Below are 16,923 nucleotides of genomic sequence, written 5' to 3'. Positions count from 1 at the left end.
GGCGGGCGGCGGTCATGAAGAGGTTCGTCCGCCGTGTGCCACTGCGGGTCAAGCTCGTCACATCGGTGCTCGTACTGGTCGGCGCGGCGCTGCTCGTCATCAGCATCGGCAGCGCCATCGCCCTGCGCAGTTACCTGATCGACAAGGTCGACTCGGAGCTGCGTACGGCCAGCCCGATCCTGCGTACGTCGGCGATGAGCAATCAGAAGATCACCGTCAGCCTGCCCAGCGACTACCTGGTCGTGTACGTCGACCAGGAAGTGACCACCCTCGTCTACTACGACAACCAGTCGTTCAGCGAAAACCAGCTGCCGAGCCTGCCGACCGACTACGCCGGCTACCACGAGCACCTCAACAAGCCGTACACCGACGACGCGGCCGACCACAGGGTGCGGTGGCGGGTGCTGGTCACCCAGCTGCCCGACGGCAGGCTGATGGCGGTCGGGCAGAGCCTGGTCGACATCGACGAGGCGGTCACCCGGCTGATCTGGGTGGACGCGCTGGTCGGCGGCGCCGTACTGATCCTCCTGGCCGCCCTCGGCGCGGCGATCGTCCGCAGCAGCCTGGGGCCGCTGATCGATATCGAGCGCACGGCGGGCGCGATCGCCCGCGGCGACCTGACCCGACGCGTGCCCGACCCCGAGCCCGACGAGGAGGAGCCGCAGACCGAGCTGGGCCGGCTCTCCCGCGCGCTCAACGCGATGCTGGCCCAGATCGAGGCGGCCTTCACGGCTCGAGCCGCGTCGGAGTCCGCCGCGCGGGCCGCCGAGTCGGCCGCCCGGGACGCGGCCTTTTCCGCCCAGGCGTCCGAGGCCCGGGCGCGGCGGTCGGAGGAGCGCATGCGGCAGTTCGTCGCCGACGCCTCGCACGAGCTGCGTACGCCGCTGACGACGATCCGCGGCTTCGCCGAGCTGTACCGGCAGGGCGCCGCCAGCTCCCCGGAGGATGTGGCGCGGCTGGTGCGCCGGATCGAGGACGAGGCGTCCCGGATGGGGCTGCTCGTCGAAGACCTGCTGCTGCTCGCCCGCCTCGACCGGGAGCGCCCGCTGGAGCTGGCCCCTGTCGAGCTGCGCGTGCTCGCCGCCGACGCCATCCAGGCCGCCCGCGTGGTGGCGCCAGACCGCACGATCGAGCTGGAGGTCGCGCCCGACGCCGGCCCGCTGGTCGTGCTCGGCGACGACGGGCGGCTGCGCCAGGTCATCGGCAACCTCATGACCAACGCGCTCACACACACCCCGGCGGACGCGTCGGTCACCCTGCGCCTGGGCCTCGACCCGGACGATCTCGCGGTGATCGAGGTGGCCGACACCGGCCCCGGCCTTGGGCCGGAGCAGGCCGAACGGGTCTTCGAGCGCTTCTATCGGGTCGACGCCGCCCGCACCCGCCGGGACGGCGCCGCCGGCACCGGCCTGGGCCTCGCCATCGTGGCCGCGCTGGTGGCCGCGCACAGCGGCGCCGTCGAGGTCGACTCCACACCGGGCAAGGGCGCCATATTCCGGGTACGCCTACCGCTGTCAACGGTTTCGATCGAGAGTTCCTGATTCACAGCGAACGTCCAGTGTGGTTTCAGGACCGTTGTAGAGCCGGAGAGGAAGGTGAAGGCATGAACGAGAACGAGACCAACCCGCAGCGGTCCGAACCGACCGCGGAACTGCCCCGGTTGTGCGGGAGCAGTCCGACTCGTCACCAGGTGTCGCGCCGGTCTCCGACGCGCCCACGGCTCCGGTGCCGGCGACCCCGGCTCCCGAGCCCGCTCCGGCCCCCGCGCCGGCCCCACCCTCCGCGGCTCCCGCGCCCGGCCCGTACGCGCCGCCGCCCAGCCCGTGGCAGCACCCGGACCGCGCGCAGCAGCCGGTGTGGCCGGGCAACGCCGGATACGCCGCTCCCGCGCCGGTGGGCGCCGGGGTCGGCATGCCGGCGCACGGTGCTCCGCAGCCTCCACACGGTGGCCTCCCGCCGCACGGCGCCCCGCCGCAGGGTCCGGTGCCGCCCGGCCAGCCGCCCATCTGGGCCCAGCAGCCGGGGATGCACGCCCAGCCGCCGCAGCGTCCGGGCCGATTCGGCAAGATCGCCATGCTCGGCGTCGCCGCCCTGATACTGATGGCCGGCTCCGGCATCGCCGGCGGTGCGGTGGCGCTCGCCATCGACGACTCGACCACCACGGTCAACCGGACGTACTCCGCGGCCCCCGTCATCAACTCGGCCGACCTGCCGAAGATCGCCGCCCAGGTGGAAAACAGCGTGGTCTCCATCACCACCGGCAACGCCGAGGGCTCGGGCGTGATCCTGAGCGCTGATGGCTACATCCTCACCAACAACCACGTGGTGGAGGGCGCGCAGGGCAGCACCGTCACGGTGAACTTCGCCGACGGCAAGACGGCCCGCGCCACCATCGTCGGCACCGACCCGCGTACCGACCTCGCGGTCGTCAAGGCGGAGGGCGTCTCCGGGCTGACCGCGGCGAAGCTCGGCGACAGCGACGCGATGCAGGTCGGCGACACCGTGCTGGCGATCGGCAGCCCGCTCGGCCTGCAGGGCTCGGTGACCTCCGGCATCATCAGCGCCAAGGACCGGACCATCCAGACCGGCAGCGAGCAGCAGCAGAACCCGTTCCAGCAGCAGCAGTCGACCCCGGTCACCTCGATCTCCGGGCTGCTGCAGACGGACGCGCCGATCAACCCGGGCAACTCCGGTGGCGCGCTCGTCAACACGAACGGCGAGGTCATCGGCATCAACACCGCCATCGCCACGTCCGGATCGAGCACCGGCAACATCGGCGTCGGCTTCGCCATCCCGAGCAACAAGGCTAAGGAGGTCGCCGAGGCCCTGCGCAACGGCGACAAGGTCAGCCACCCGTCGCTGGGCGTGTCGGTCAACACCGGACCGAACGGCGGCGCGGTGATCGGGAGCGTCAACCCGAACAGCCCCGCCCAGAAGGCCGGCCTCCAGCAGGGCGACGTCATCACCAAGTTCGGCGACAAGGCGATCAACGAGTCCGACGACCTGATCGCCGCCGTCCAGTCCGGCAAGGTCGGTGACCAGGTGCAGGTGACGTACACCCGAAATGGTCAGCAGGAGACGGCAACCGTGACGCTGGCTGAAGCGTCCTAACAAGCAGAACCGGCGCACCACGGGCGGAGCGTTCCGCACAACGGAAATTCCGCCTCCTCCCCAAAGAGCGGCGGGCGACGTGAACCTCGGGGGTTGGTCACGTCGCCCGCCGCTTGCTGTCCTCGGAATTAGCTGTATGGACGCTGTCGGGTAGCGGACCGGAGGACCCGCCATCGATTGATGAGCCGTACTGTCCAAGCCGCAAGCCTGGGGAGGGGCAGCACGGTGACGGTCGTTGAGACCCGGGTAAGTGTGTGGGAGGCGCTGGCGGGGCGGGCTCCTGGCCGCCCGACAGGTCCGGTTGATCCGGGTTTGTGGGCAGCCGTTGTCGAGCGACTCAACCCGGCGCGGGCACGGCCGGTGCTGCGGCCCGGCATCGAGGCCGTCGAGTTGGTCAACGTGCGCGACGTGCCGTACGTGATGCTCCGCTCGCCGGACGGCCGCGGTGGCGCCTGCTACCTGCGACTTTCGCCGGACGAGTGGCGGCTGGCCCAGCTGATGGACGGGTCGCGCACGGTGGCCCGGCTCGTCGCCGACTTCGCCCGGATCAGCGGGCGGCTCGCGCCCGACCAGGTCACCCGCGTGGTGGCCGACCTCGCCGGCAACCGGATGCTCGCCGAGCTGCCGGTCGACGCGTTCCGGCCGCTCGACGCGGTGAAGCAGCGGCCGTGGCCCATCCGCTTCGGGCGGGGCCTGCTGGCCGTCATCCGTGGCCGGCGGATGGTGCTCGCCGACATCGACCCGCTCATCCGGTTCCTCTACCGGGCCGGCGGGCGGCTGCTCTTCACCCGCCCGGTCGCGATCCTGCTCGCGCTGGTCGCCGTCTTCGGCCTCGGCGCCTTCGGCTGGACGTGGTGGCGCGGCGAGCAGGCGGTCTTCCTGACCGGCGGCTCGTACGCCGTCGGCGCCGCCGTCCTGCTCGGGCTGAACGTCCTCGCGCTGGCCTGCCACGAACTCGGCCACGCCCTCGCCACCAGGCACGCGGGGCGAAGAGTGCCCGCCGCCGGGTTCCTGATCTACTTCGGCATCCCGTCGATCTTCGTGGACACCACGGACGTGTGGATGGCCGGCCGGCGCGCCCGGATGATCACCACCGCCTCCGGCCCGGCCGCCGGGCTGATCCTCGCCGGCCTGGCCCAGATCGTGGGGCTCGTCGTCCCCGAGGCCGGGCCGTGGGCGTTCAAGCTGGCCTTCGCCTGGTACCTCAACGCGCTGTTCAACCTCAACCCGTTCCTGGCGCTCGACGGCTACTACCTCCTGATGGACTGGCTGGAGATCGCCAACCTCCGGGCCCGTGGCCTCGCGTACGTCATCGGCCGGCTGCGCCGCCGCCCGCCGTCCTGGGCGCAGCTCGACCGGGAGGGCCGCCTCGTCGCCCTGTACGGCATGCTGGCCGTGCTCTGGCTGGTCATCGCCGTCAACCTGGGCTGGCGGATCTGGACCGACCGGGTCGCCGGCCTGTTCACCGGGCTGTGGCGATCCGGCTGGCCGGCCCGCCTACTCCTGGTGGCCGTCGTGGCCGGCCTCGCCGCGCCGCTGGTCTACCTGGTCGCGGGCTGGATCGGGCGGGGCTGGCGCAGGCTGCGGCGCCGGTTCGCCGAGAAGCGCGTGGCCGCCGACCTGCCACGGCGGATCGACGCGCTGCGCGGCTCGGTGCTCGGCCGGCTCCCAACCGACCGGCTCACCCAGCTCGCGACGCACGCCACCTGGGTATACCCGCGCACCGGCCAGCAGCTCGTCTTCGCCGGTGCCGCCCAGCCGGCCGTCTACGTGGTCGTCGACGGCGCGATGGAGGGCCGCCGACCTGGCGACCCGGCCGGCACCGTCCGGGAGCGGCTCGGCCCCGGGGGCGTCATCGGCCTCGCCGCGGCCGTCACCGGCAGCCCCGCCACGCTGGCCTGGCACACGGCCGGCACGCGGCTGCTCGCCGTACCGCCGGCGCTGGTGGCCACCGCGGTCGGCCGGCTCCCCGGCCCGCCGCCCTCCGACCGGGCCGAAGCCGAGCAGCTCTTCGCCGACACGCCGGCCCTCGACGGGCTCGCCGCCGAGGAGAAGATCGGCCTGATCGCCCAGGCCCGGCCCATCGCGCTGGAGCCCGGCGCGCCGGTCATCCTGCCCGCTCCCCACGCCGCGCTCGTCATCTCCACCGGCGTGGTGACGCTCCCGGACGGCACCGAGCTGCGCCGCGGCACGATGATCGGCCCGATGGGGCACACCGTCGACGAGCCGGTCGCGTACGCCCGTACCCACGTCCGGCTCTGGACCATCCCCGCCGTGTCCGGGCTGCCGCTGCTGCTCGGCGCCTCACCCGCCGGCGCCGCCGCCGAACGCGGCCCGGCCCCGCAGGCGCACTCCGCCCCCGCGGCCGGCGTGCACCCGATCTCCGACTACCCGCCGCTGGCCGCGCCGCCCGGCCCGCCGCCGCCCGCCGACGACGAGGTCGACAAGCGGTTCGAACGTCGACTGTGGTGGCTCGTCCTGCTGCTCCTGCTGCTGGCCATCTCGACCAGCGTCGCCAACCTCGTACCCGGCCCCGCCTGGGCCGAGATGCCCACCGACAAGGCGCTGCTCACCGCCGAGCGCGGCCGCGTGGTCGCCACCATCGACGGGCGCGTCGTCACCCTGACCCCCGGCGACCGGCTGTACGTCGCCGAGGGCAGCACCGTCGACGTCCGTACGAGGTCCACGGGCAAGCTGACGTTCCGCGGTGGCGCGGCGCTCGTCCTGTGCGCCGGTACGCGTACCGACCTCGGTCCGCTGTGGAGCTCCGGCAAGCGCAAGGTCGCGCCGCACGGCACGCTGTCGTTGGGCAACGGGCGCGTCCTCGCCGACACGGCATCCACCAGCGGCGCGTTCCAGCCGCTGGACCTCGCGGTCACCAGCGACGCCAGCACCATCGAAAACGACGGCCGCGCCTGGTACGCCATGAGCGCCGGCACCGCCGAGGTCTCCGACGGCCAGGTACGCGTCGACGGCACCCCGCAGCCGATCACCAACCAGCCGCTCACCTGCGGCGACGGCGTGGTGGTCACCCCGCCGGCCGGCACCCCGTCGGACAGCCCGTCACCGTCCGACTCCGCGGTCCCGTCGCCGACTCCCACGCCCACCCCGACCCCGACACCGACGCCGGCGGATCCGCAGGACCCAGGCGACGACCCCGGCACCGACCCGACCACGCCCGGCGTCCCGCCCACCACTCCCGGCGTCCCGCCAACCACCCCGGGCGTCCCCACGACCGGCCCAGCTACTACGCCACCAGCGACAACGCCCGCTCCGACCACGACCGCTCCGTCTCCCACGGACACCACGCCGCCGAACATTCTGCGTGCGACGGTGTCACCCACGACGATCTATCAGGCTGGCGAGTGCGGCCCGTTCACCTCGACCGCCACCGCCGCCATCGAAGACGCGACCGGCGTGCGGGTGAGTTGGACGCTGACCGTCGACGGACAGCAGATCGGCAGCGGCAGCAAGTCGATGGAGGAGGTGTCGACCGGCACCTACCAGGCGACCATCGGATCCTTCTCGAACCTCGACTACCAGGAGATCGCCGTCAACGTGACGGTGACCGCGACCGACGCGGCAGGGAACGACGCTAGCCGTGACGCGGGCACGATCACCCTGTTCAGCTTCTGCATCGGGTAGTCACAAAGGAGATATGGGTGCTTTGTTGGTTTTGCGCTAAGGCGGCGCGTGGGAGTTGCCGCTTCTGCGGGCGGGGGATCTGCGAGGACCATGCGCGCTTCGGCCCGTACCTCCTGGAGGTGAACCGGTCCGAGTCCCGCCGCCGGGCGGAGGGCCTGGTCGTGGAGGACGCCCTCCAGTGCGGCAGCTGCCGCCCGCGCCCTCAGCCCGTACCCATGCCCGAGCTCGACTGATCTCTCTTGGTGGGGCAGCGCGCGATCTTGCGCCCGATTATGTCTGGACTTATCTGGGCGCAAGATCTCGTTTTCGCCCACCAAGTGAGATCAATGCCGGTAACCGCACCGGCGGAGGACCTCCAGTACGCGGTGTGCGACGGCGTCGGGGCGGTGGAACACCTCACGCCAGGTCCAGCGGACGACCTCGTATCCCATTTGGGCGAAGCGTTCCTGGCGGAGCTTTTCGTTGCGCAGGACCTCCGGGGTGACGTACTTGCCGAGCCCGTCGGCCTCGCCGACGACCCGGTATGCGGACCAGAGGAAATCGGCGAAGTCGTACGGCGTGATCGGCGCTTGCAACTGTGGCCTGGGGAGGCCGTGCTCGGCGAAGGCGGCTCGGGAGATCGACTCGAGTGGGCTCGCGCTGGCGGGGTCGGCGAACTCGGCTACCTCGCGTGCTCGCCGTACGCCGGGCCACCCCTCGCAGTCCTCGATGATGTCCAAGAGCGAATCCCGGTCGCAGAGGCGCTGTCGTAACGCCCCGTCGGCGACCACGACGCCGGCCCGGAACGGTCCGGTGCGGGCCAGGTCGGCGACCGTCCTGGCCACGGTGGTGACCGGAACCTCGCAACGGATGGTCCGGTAGTCCGTGGGCAGGGCCGCGTGGTGGACCACCAGGCCAGGGTAGTTGCGGGTCGTGCCCTGGTGGCGCCGTGGGCGCGTGAGATGCGTACCCGGATCGGGGCGCCCCAGGATGGGGATGTCCCACAGGTGCGCTGCGGTCTGGTGGCTGACCGCGGGCTGCCCATCCAGCCGGGTCACTGCCGTCGCGATGTGACTGAGCAGATCCGCGTCCATGCGCACAGGCTGGCGCACACCTATGACACTTCCGAGTTGGAGGAAAGTTACGGGCTGACCTACTCCTGGTGGCGGAAAGCTGCGAACATGGATGCATGTCCATACTGCGAAGAACGTCCATTGTGGCGGTTGGGTGCCTGCTGGCTGTGACGGCCGTGGCTGGGCCCGCGACCGCGGCGGCGCCGGCCCACAGCGAGCGGCTGCTCTTCGACGGCGGCGGCAGCGAGTCGCTCAACGGGATCACGTACCACTCGTTCCGCATCCCCTCGCTGGTGCGGACCAAGGCGGACACGCTGCTCGCGTTCGTGGAGGGCCGTGCGTCGTCCAACCGGGACTGGGGCAACATCAATCTGCTCTACAAGCGTTCGACCGACAACGGTGCCACCTGGTCGTCGCTGCGTGAGGTGGTCGGCGCCGGGCTGGGCACGTGGGGCAACCCCACCGCCGTGGTCGACCAGAGCAACGGCAAGATCTGGCTCTTCATGTCGTGGAATCCGGCGGGTTACAGCATCAGTGGCGCGGACGGGACCACCAAGATCACGGCCTGGGAACACCGCAAGGTGTACGTCAGCAGCAGCGTGGACGACGGTCTCACCTGGTCGGATCCGGTGGACATGTCGGCCGCCGTCAAGCCGCGGACGATGGCCAACGGGGCGGTCTGGGCGTGGGACGCGGTCGGCCCGGGTGTGGGCATCCAACTGACCAATGGATGGTTGGTCATCCCGGCGCAGCACCGCAACATCTACAGCGACGACCACGGTGCCACCTGGAAGGTGCAGCGCCTCACCACCGCGAGCGGCGCGATCCAGGAGGCGACGAGCGAGGGCACCGTCCTGCAGTTGACGGACGGCCGGCTCATGCGCAACGACCGGGCGGTCTCCGATGCGTGGGAGACGGGTAAGCGCCGGTGGGTGGCGCGGGGGAGCATCACGTCGAGCTACAGCGCGCTGGCGCCGGACAGTACTCTGCTCGACCCGGCCTGCCAGGGATCGATCCTGCGGTACAACCTGGATTCGCCGACCCGGATCGTGTTCCTCAACTCGGCGAGCACCGTGGCCCGTACCAAGATGAATGTGCGGATCAGCTACGACGAGGGGCAAACCTGGCCAATCCACCGATTCCTCAGTGACGCGCCGCTGCCGGACTGGGCCGGGCTGGGCGGCGGTAACTGGGCCGAGGGCGGCTACTCCAGCATGGCCAAGACGGCGGACTACTTCGTCGGCGCGCTGGTCGAGGTCGACGAGCACTCCGGCGACGGCGGGACCTCGCATCTCTCCGTCGTGTTCCGCAAGTTCAACCTGCCGTGGATCCTCAACGGCGCGACCGAGGGTACTACCGTGGCGGCATGAGTGACTTCGATGCCGTACTCGAGCGCCTGGTCACCGACCAGGCATTCGCGGCCGCGCTGGCGGCGGATCCCGCCAGCGCGCTCGCCGGCTACCGGCTCAGCCCGGACGAGATCCAACTGCTGCACAGCCAGGCCGGTGGCGAGGCGGTTGAGCAGCGCACCGTGGAGGTTCGCGCCAACCAGTCGAGCCTGTTCGGCATGCTGTCGCCGCTCGCCGGCATGGCGGGCAGCCTGGGCGGCATCGGCGACCGGCTCGCCGATGGCGCCGACGGTATCGGCCAGGCCGGGGCGCCGCAGCCGGCGGAGGGATTCGGCCCGGTCCAGGCCCACAGCGCCTTCGGCCCGGCGGGTCAGGCGGAGTTCGGGCCGGCGGGTCAGGGCGTATTCGGGCCGGCGGGCCACGGCGGGTTCGGCCCGGTGGTCCCCGAGGGCCAGGCCGGCTTCGGCGAGGCACTGCCCGAGTACCCGGTGGGCCACGGCGAGCTGGGCCCGGCGACCCCGCACGGTGGCGCCGGACCGGTCGGCACGGTGTACACGGGTGGCCTTTACCAGGGTGGCGGCCTGTCCGGCTTCGGCGACGAGATCGGCGACGCGCTGGACGGGGCGGGCCGGGGGCAGGGCGCCGCGGGCGACTTCGAGGTGCCTGAGGGTTACCGCACCGGGGTCGACATGGACGGCGACGGCCACGACGACAAGCACATCCTGCGCGGGCGGGCCGACGGCGGCGTGGACATCCTGGTCGACCGCGACCGGGACGGCAACGTCGACATCATCGGCCACGACGACGACGCCGACGGGCACGTCGAGTCGGCGGAGTACGACAAGGACGGCGACGGTTACTTCGAGCGCGTCCGGTACGACGACAACCAGGACGGCTGGCTGGACCGTACCGTCAAGCGGACGCCGCCCGAGGAGGAGATTGGCCGCCACCTACGGAGGTCGTAAAGTGAGCTGAGCCATCCCGCGCTAGGGAGGTAGCCGCCGTGGTCGCCATCGCCGTCGACCGACTGACGAAGGTGTTTCCCGACGGCACCGTCGCGGTCGACGGGGTGAGCTTCGAGGCCGCGTCGGGCGAGTTTCTCGTGCTGCTCGGCCCGACCGGGTGCGGCAAGTCGACGATCCTGCGCCTGGTCGCCGGCCTGGAGCAGGAGACCAGCGGCCACGTCCTCATCGACGGAAGGGTCGTCGACGAGATGAGCGCGCGCGACCGCAAGGTGGCGATGGTCTTCCAGGACTACGCGCTCTACCCGCACCTGACCGTCGCGCAAAACATCGGGTTCCCGCTGCGGGTGGGCCATCACGCGGTGGCCGGGGTGGACGCGCGGGTCGCCAAGGTCGCCGAGCATCTCGGCGTGACCGACCTGCTGCACCGGCTGCCCGGGCACCTGTCCGGCGGGCAGCGGCAGCGGGTGGCGATGGCCCGGGCGATCGTGCGCGAGCCGCAGGCGTTCCTGCTCGACGAGCCCTTGTCCAATCTGGACGCCGGCCTGCGTGCGGAGCTGCGCACCGACGTGGCCGCGCTGGCCCGGCGCCTCGCGGTGACCACGCTCTACGTCACCCACGACCAGACCGAGGCGATGACGATGGCGGACCGCGTCGCGGTCCTGCGCCGCGGCGTGCTGCAGCAGATCGGTCCGCCTGCCGAGGTGTACGGCGATCCGGCCACCCTCTTCGTGGCGGCGTTCCTGGGTACGCCGCGCACCAACCTGCTGCAGGGAGCCATCTATGTGGACGGTGACCGGGCGGTCATCGACCTGGGCTCGCAGGTGCTGGAGCTGCCGTCGGCGGGTGCCCTCGCCGGTCACCACAACGATCGGGTGACCGTGGCCGTACGCGCGGATGCCCTGCGCCCGGTGGCCGAGGCGGACGGGCCGGCGCTGCGCGGCTCGGTACGCCTGGTGGAGAACCTGGGCCACGAGGCCCTCGTCCACCTGGACACCGGCATCGTGCCCACGCCGCTGGCCGACTCGCAGCTCGAACATCCGGACACGCATCTCGTCGACGCGGTGGGCGAGGATCCGCCGCCCGGCCACCCGTTCCGGCAGGCGCTGGCCCGGATGATGCCGCACGGGCGTACGGAGTCGCAGCCGGCCACGGCACGCACCGAGTACGGCTTCTACCCGGTGTACGACCCGGAGTCGTCCGACCAGCCGCCGGTGCTCAGCGACGTCGTCGTACGCGTGCCGGCTCCGGTGCTGCCCCGGCGCGGCGACTCGATGACGGTCGCGGTCGAGCTCGACAAGCTGCTCCTCTTCGATCGCTCGGGCGCGCGCATCCGATTTAGCTAAGAGTCTTTACAATTACTGTAAACACTCTTAATAATCGATCGATGAGACGTACCCCGATCCTGGTTGTCGTAGCGATCACCGTCGCCGCCGCGATCTGGCTGGCGCCCGCCGCGTCCGCGGCCACTCCCACCGCTGTGTTCACCAAGACGTCGGACTGGGGCTCGGGATGGGAGGGCAAGTACACCGTCACGAACGGCGGAACGACGACGATCACCGGCTGGACGGTGGTGTTCGACCTGCCCGCGGGCACCACGGTCGGCACGTACTGGGACGCGCTGATGACCTCGTCGGGACAGCGGTACACGTTCACGAACCGGTCCTGGAACGGGACGGTGGCGCCCGGTGCCTCGGTGTCGTTCGGGTTCCTGGGCAGCGGATCGGGGTCGCCGGTCAACTGCACACTCAACGGCCAACCGTGTAGCGGCGGGGTAACCCCGACGACGGCGCCGCCGACAACGACGGCACCGCCCACCACGCCACCACCGACCACGCCGCCGCCGACGAGCCCGCCGCCCAACACCGGCCTGCCCAAGCACGCCCTCATCGGATACCTGCACGCCAGCTTCGCCAACGGCTCCGGCTACCTGCGGATGGCCGACGTGCCGGCCGAGTGGGACATCGTCAACCTCGCCTTCGGGGAGCCCACCTCGGTGACGTCCGGCGACATCCGGTTCCGGCTGTGCCCGGCCAGCGAGTGCCCGGGAGTGGAGACCGAGGCGCAGTTCATCGCGGCGATCCGGGCCAAGCAGCAGCAGGGCAAGAAGGTGCTCATCTCGATCGGCGGCCAGAACGGCCAGGTGCAGCTCACCACGACCGCCGCCCGGGACGCCTTCGTCAGCTCGGTCGGCGCGATCATCGACCGGTACGGCCTCAACGGGCTGGACATCGACTTCGAGGGTCACTCGCTGTCGCTCAACACCGGCGACACCGACTTCAAGAACCCGACCACGCCGGTGATCGTCAACCTCATCTCCGCGATCCGCACCCTCAAGCAGCGGTACGGCGCCGGCTTCGTGCTCACCATGGCCCCGGAGACGTTCTTCGTCCAGCTCGGCTACCAGTTCTACGGCTCCGGCCCGTTCGGCGGGCAGGACCCGCGCGCCGGGTCGTACCTGCCGGTGATCTACGCGCTGCGCAACGACATCACCGTCCTGCACGTCCAGGACTACAACTCCGGCCCGATCATGGGGCTGGACAACCAATACCACACCATGGGTGGCGCCGACTTCCACGTCGCGATGACCGACATGCTGCTCGCCGGCTTCCCGGTGGCCGGCAACGCTGCCAACGTTTTCCCGGCCCTCCGCGAGGACCAGGTGGCGTTCGGCACGCCCGCCGCGGTCGGCGCCGGCAACGGGTACGTGGCGCCGGCCGGCGTGCAGCAGGCGGTCAACTGCCTGGTCCGGGGGCAGAGCTGCGGCTCGTACGCCCCGCGCAGCGGCACCAACCCCAACTTCCGTGGCCTGATGACCTGGTCGATCAACTGGGACCGGTACTACGGCTGGGAGTTCAAGAACAGCCACGAACCCTTCCTGAACGCCCTGCCCTAACCTAACCCTGGTCCGCCGTCGAGAGCTGCGCGAGCGCGGCGTCGAGCGCGTCGCCGTACTCGCGGGTGATGGAGCCCTCCAGGACGCGGCGGCTGACCTTTTCGCGCAGGTCGCGCACCGGCTCGGTCAGGTCGGTCGGGCCGCTGACCAGCCGGGACTCCAGGTTGTGCACGAGGTTGCGCAGGTCCTGGCCGGCGTCGCGGCGGATGCCGCCGCTGTTGAGTCCCTCGGTGATGAGCTGGTCAATCGTTGTCATCGCCTCCCGCACGGTCGGCCGCTCGGCCTGTGTCGGTGGCGGCTGGGACTCCGGTGGGGCGAGCGGGCGCGCGTCGGGCGAGGGGGTCGGGGCGGGGGTGGTCGGCGTCGCGGCCACCGGCGGCGCCGTCGTGGCTTCCGCGGGCGCCGTCGCCAGCCGGCCCTGCGGTGGCGACGTCGGGTCGCCGAGCGTCCCACGCACGAGTACGGCGACGAGCACCGCGACCGCTGACGCGGCTGCCGCGACCACGATGCGGTTGCGCAGGATGTGGCGCCGCGGCCGGTGCGCGGGGCGCCATTCGGCCGGCAGCTCTTCGGCCGGCTCCTTGACCGGGGCCGGGGCGGGCGGCAGGACGATGGTGGGCAGCGTCACCGTGGGCGACAGCATGGTCAGCGCCTGCGGGTCGGACGGCAGGAGCTGGTCGCGCAGCGTTTCGCCGACCTGCCGGGCGGTGGGCCGGTCGCGCGGGTTGCGGGCCAGGCACCGGTGGCAGACCTCGGCGACCGCGGGCGGCAGCCCGGGCACCCCGACCAGGCGCGGCACCTCCGGCGTCTCCAGCGCCACGGTCAGGTCTTCCCAGGTGTCCGCCGGGTACGGCGTCCGCCCGGTGAGCGTCTCGAAGAGGAGCACGCCGAGGGAGTACGTGTCGGTGGCGGGCTGGGCCGTCTTGCCGTCGAGCCGCTCCGGGGCCACGTACGCCGGCGTGCCGAACGTGTCGCCCTCCTCGTCCTCGTCCGGCGCCCCGACGTGGGTGGCGATGCCGAAGTCCAGCACCTTGGCGCCGACGGAGGTCATCATGATGTTGGCGGGGGTGACGTCGCGGTGGACGATGCCGAGCCGGTGCGCGGCCGCGAGCGCCTCGGCGACCTGGGCACAGACCTCGATGGCCTCGGCCCAGGGCAGCGGACCCTCGGTCAGCCGCGCCTCCAACTCCTCGCCGGCCAGCAGCTCCATCACCACGAACGCGGTGACCGTGCCGTCTGGCGCGATCTCCTCGCCGTAGTCGTGCACCGACGTGACGTGCGGGTGCACGAGCTGGGCGGCGGCGCGCGCCTCTTCCCGTACCATGTCGCGGAACTTGCTGTCCGCGGCCAGCGACGGCGCGAGCACCTTGACCGCGACGACCCGGTCCAACACCTCGTCACGGGCGCGCCAGATGACCGACATGCCGCCCGCACCGATGTTGTCGATCAGCCGGTACCTGCGGGCGAGCAGACCGCCGGGCTGGAGCGAGGCTGTCACCTGTGGCGCTGGCATCGTTGTGGCACCTGCCTGGGGTGGGAAGGTCGTATCAGGCTCCGTGAATCGGGACGTGCTGTCAACGCCTTGTTACGTAACCGAACTTTCTGTGTTCTAACCGCCATCGCGGGTAACTGACATCGATGTCCACCTCCCTTCACTTATACGGACACGGACCCGTGCCAGGATGAACCTCATGGTCAGCGGTCCGGTGGCATTCGTGCTCGGGGGCGGCGGTGTGCTGGGGGCCGTCGAGGTCGGCATGCTCCGTGCCCTCTTCCGGGCCGGCATTCGCCCCGATCTTGTCATCGGTACCTCCATCGGGGCGGTCAACGGTGCCCTCGTGGCGGCCGAACCGACCGAGTCGGTCACCGAGCGCCTCGTCCGTCTGTGGGCTTCCCCGGAGGCGAGTGACGTGTATGGCGACTCGGTGGCCCGGCAGTTGCGCCGCTTCGCCGCCCGTACGCACCTGCACTCGCCGCGGCCGCTGCGCCGGCTGCTGGAGCGGGAGCTTGGCGAGGTGACCCGGTTCGAGGAGCTGAAGGTGCCGTTCCGGTGCTGCGCGGCGAGCATTGAACGCGCCGCCGAGCACTGGTTCGACAGCGGCCCGGTGGTGGACGCCGTGCTGGCCTCGGCCGCGGTGCCCGGTCTGCTGCCGCCGGCCGAGGTCAACGGCGAGCACTTCGTGGACGGCGGCATCGTCAACTCGATCCCGGTCGGGGAGGCCGTGTTCGCCGGCGCGAAGCAGATCTTCGTGCTCCAGGTCGGGCGCATTGAGCGGCCGCTCAGCCCGCCGCGCCGGCCCTGGGAGGTGGCTCAGGTGGCGTTCGAGATCGCCCGGCGGCACCGCTTCGCCCGGGAGATGGCGGCGCTGCCGGACGATGTGGACGTGCATGTGCTGCCGACCGGCGGCGGCGATCCGCGCGACGACACGCCCTGGGCGTACCGGGACATGGCCGCCGTCGGGCGCCGGATCAGCCGCGCCTACACGGCCTCGCGGCGGTACCTACAGTCCTATGTGAACGGAGCGTGATGCGGCTGCCGCCCCGCTGGGTGCGCCGCGTCCTATTCGGACCGGCGATGGTGGCCTTCGCGTTGCTCGCCGTGGCCACGCTGCCGGTGTGGCTGCTGCTGTCCGCGGTCGCCTCCTGGCTGGTGCCCGGGCGCCTGCGCATCCTCCGTCTCCTGTGGATCGGCGCGGTCTACGTGGTGTGGGACGCCGCCGCGCTCATCACGCTCTTCGCGCTCTGGGTGGCGTCGGGCTTCGGCTGGAAGGTGCGCTCGCCCGGCTTCCAGCGCGTGCACTACGTGCTGACCGGACGCTTTCTCAGCGCGCTTTTCTGGCAGGGCCAGTGGGCGCTGCGGGTACGCATCGACGTGGTCGGCACCGACCCGGACACCGCCGCGCCCGGCCGTCCCGAGCTCGTGCTGTGCCGCCATGCCGGTCCGGGCGACTCGTTCATCCTCATCCACGCGCTCGTCAACTGGTACGACCGCGAGCCGCGCATCGTGCTGAAGGAATCGCTGCAGTGGGATCCGGCCATCGACGTGATGCTCAACCGGTTGCCCAGCCGCTTCATCGCGCCCGGCCGCACCTCCGGTGAGTCCATTGAGGAGCAGATCGGCAACCTGGTCACCGGGCTGGACCACAACGACGCCTTCGTCATCTTTCCGGAGGGCGGCAACTTCACCCCACGCCGCCGGGTGCGGGCCATCGAGCGGCTGCGCGCCCGCGGCCACGAGGAGATGGCGGTACGCGCCGAGGGCATGCGAAACGTGTTGGCACCACAGCCCGGCGGGGTGCTCGCCGCGCTCGATGCCGCCCCGGACGCGGGAGTCATCTTCGTCGCGCACACCGGTCTCGACCGGATGCTGACCGTTTCCGATATCTGGCGGGAACTTCCAATGGACAAGCGTCTCGTCATGCGTTTCTGGTCGGTGCCGCCGGAGGAAGTACCCAAAGATCGCGAAGAGCGCATCAGCTGGCTGTATGACTGGTGGGCGCATATCGATGAGTGGATCGAAGCCCATCGCACGTAACGGATGCAACACGGAACGCGTACTGTCGGCTCCGTGGAGCAGATCTGTCTGGTGACGACTGTCGTAGACGCGAGATCGGTGGCGGATGTGCTCGCCGCAGCGGCGGTTGCGGGGCGCTTGGCCGCGTCCGCACAGGTTGGCGGCCCGGTCGCCAGCACGTATTGGTGGGACGGCCGGGTGGAGACCGCACAGGAGTGGTCGGTGCAGTTCAAGACCTCGCCCGATCGGGTCGAGGCGCTGGTGGACCACGTGCGCGTGGCGCATCCGTACGACGTGCCCGAGATCCTCGTCTTCACCGTGGGCAGCGGCCACCCGGCGTACCAGAACTGGGTGTTCGAGCAGACCAGGCACTGAGTACGCGCACTCTCCCGCG

General features: G+C 71.3%; 11 protein-coding genes and 1 pseudogene. 10 read left to right on the top strand and 2 right to left on the bottom strand.

From position 1 onward, the window contains the following. Positions 1 to 14: 14 nt before the first annotated feature. The 3 genes and pseudogenes from Prum_RS14745 (at position 15) to Prum_RS14735 (ending at position 6,756) form a co-directional block, all read left to right on the top strand. Positions 15 to 1,541, top strand: coding sequence for a sensor histidine kinase (locus Prum_RS14745; RefSeq protein WP_173077106.1), 1,527 nt, complete (start codon positions 15 to 17; stop codon positions 1,539 to 1,541). A gap of 62 nt (positions 1,542 to 1,603) precedes the next feature. After that, positions 1,604 to 3,111 (top strand): annotated as a pseudogene (locus Prum_RS14740) (S1C family serine protease). Between the two features lie 312 nt (positions 3,112 to 3,423). Next, positions 3,424 to 6,756 carry a cyclic nucleotide-binding protein gene (locus Prum_RS14735; protein ID WP_178132652.1) on the top strand — a complete coding sequence of 1,111 codons (3,333 nt, stop codon included), beginning with the start codon at positions 3,424 to 3,426 and terminating at the stop codon, positions 6,754 to 6,756. Positions 6,757 to 7,079: 323 nt separating this feature from the next. Here Prum_RS14735 and Prum_RS14725 read toward each other — a convergent pair whose 3' ends face one another. Beyond that, entirely contained in the window at positions 7,080 to 7,829 is a 750-nt protein-coding gene (locus tag Prum_RS14725; protein WP_173077104.1) for a DUF559 domain-containing protein, read from the bottom strand. Positions 7,830 to 7,924: 95 nt separating this feature from the next. Between Prum_RS14725 and Prum_RS14720 the strand changes: the two genes are divergently transcribed. Genes Prum_RS14720 through Prum_RS14705 form a run of 4 tightly spaced genes read left to right on the top strand, consistent with a single transcriptional unit; the run spans position 7,925 to position 13,015 of the window. Then, positions 7,925 to 9,178 (top strand): sialidase family protein, encoded by a 1,254-nt coding sequence (locus Prum_RS14720; protein WP_173077103.1) that lies wholly within the window; start codon positions 7,925 to 7,927, stop codon positions 9,176 to 9,178. After that, a complete protein-coding gene (locus Prum_RS14715; protein WP_173077102.1) occupies positions 9,175 to 10,122 on the top strand; it encodes an Os1348 family NHLP clan protein in 948 nt (315 codons plus the stop codon). Before Prum_RS14720 ends, Prum_RS14715 begins: the two co-directional genes overlap by 4 nt. Positions 10,123 to 10,160: 38 nt before the next feature. After that, positions 10,161 to 11,465 (top strand): ABC transporter ATP-binding protein, encoded by a 1,305-nt coding sequence (locus tag Prum_RS14710; protein ID WP_173077101.1) that lies wholly within the window; start codon positions 10,161 to 10,163, stop codon positions 11,463 to 11,465. Positions 11,466 to 11,506: 41 nt separating this feature from the next. Then, positions 11,507 to 13,015: a chitinase gene (locus Prum_RS14705; RefSeq protein ID WP_173077100.1), complete on the top strand. Its 1,509-nt coding sequence runs from the start codon at positions 11,507 to 11,509 to the stop codon at positions 13,013 to 13,015. 1 nt (position 13,016) lies between these two features. On the opposite strand, the gene Prum_RS53815 is transcribed toward Prum_RS14705, so the two are convergent. Continuing rightward, a complete protein-coding gene (locus Prum_RS53815; RefSeq protein WP_173077099.1) occupies positions 13,017 to 14,528 on the bottom strand; it encodes a serine/threonine-protein kinase in 1,512 nt (503 codons plus the stop codon). A 178-nt stretch (positions 14,529 to 14,706) separates the two neighbouring features. Between Prum_RS53815 and Prum_RS14695 the strand changes: the two genes are divergently transcribed. Genes Prum_RS14695 through cutA form a run of 3 tightly spaced genes read left to right on the top strand, consistent with a single transcriptional unit; the run spans position 14,707 to position 16,904 of the window. Continuing rightward, positions 14,707 to 15,543 (top strand): patatin-like phospholipase family protein, encoded by an 837-nt coding sequence (locus Prum_RS14695; protein ID WP_173077098.1) that lies wholly within the window; start codon positions 14,707 to 14,709, stop codon positions 15,541 to 15,543. Further along, positions 15,543 to 16,550, top strand: coding sequence for a 1-acyl-sn-glycerol-3-phosphate acyltransferase (locus tag Prum_RS14690; protein WP_173077097.1), 1,008 nt, complete (start codon positions 15,543 to 15,545; stop codon positions 16,548 to 16,550). Before Prum_RS14695 ends, Prum_RS14690 begins: the two co-directional genes overlap by 1 nt. Before the next feature lie 33 nt (positions 16,551 to 16,583). Continuing rightward, entirely contained in the window at positions 16,584 to 16,904 is a 321-nt protein-coding gene (gene cutA, locus Prum_RS14685) for a divalent-cation tolerance protein CutA (RefSeq protein ID WP_173077096.1), read from the top strand. Positions 16,905 to 16,923 lie beyond the last annotated feature (19 nt).

Source organism: Phytohabitans rumicis (genome assembly GCF_011764445.1).
Taxonomy (GTDB): domain Bacteria; phylum Actinomycetota; class Actinomycetes; order Mycobacteriales; family Micromonosporaceae; genus Phytohabitans; species Phytohabitans rumicis.
Note: the sequence above shows the minus strand (reverse complement) of the source record. Positions and strands in the feature narration are given on the sequence as shown.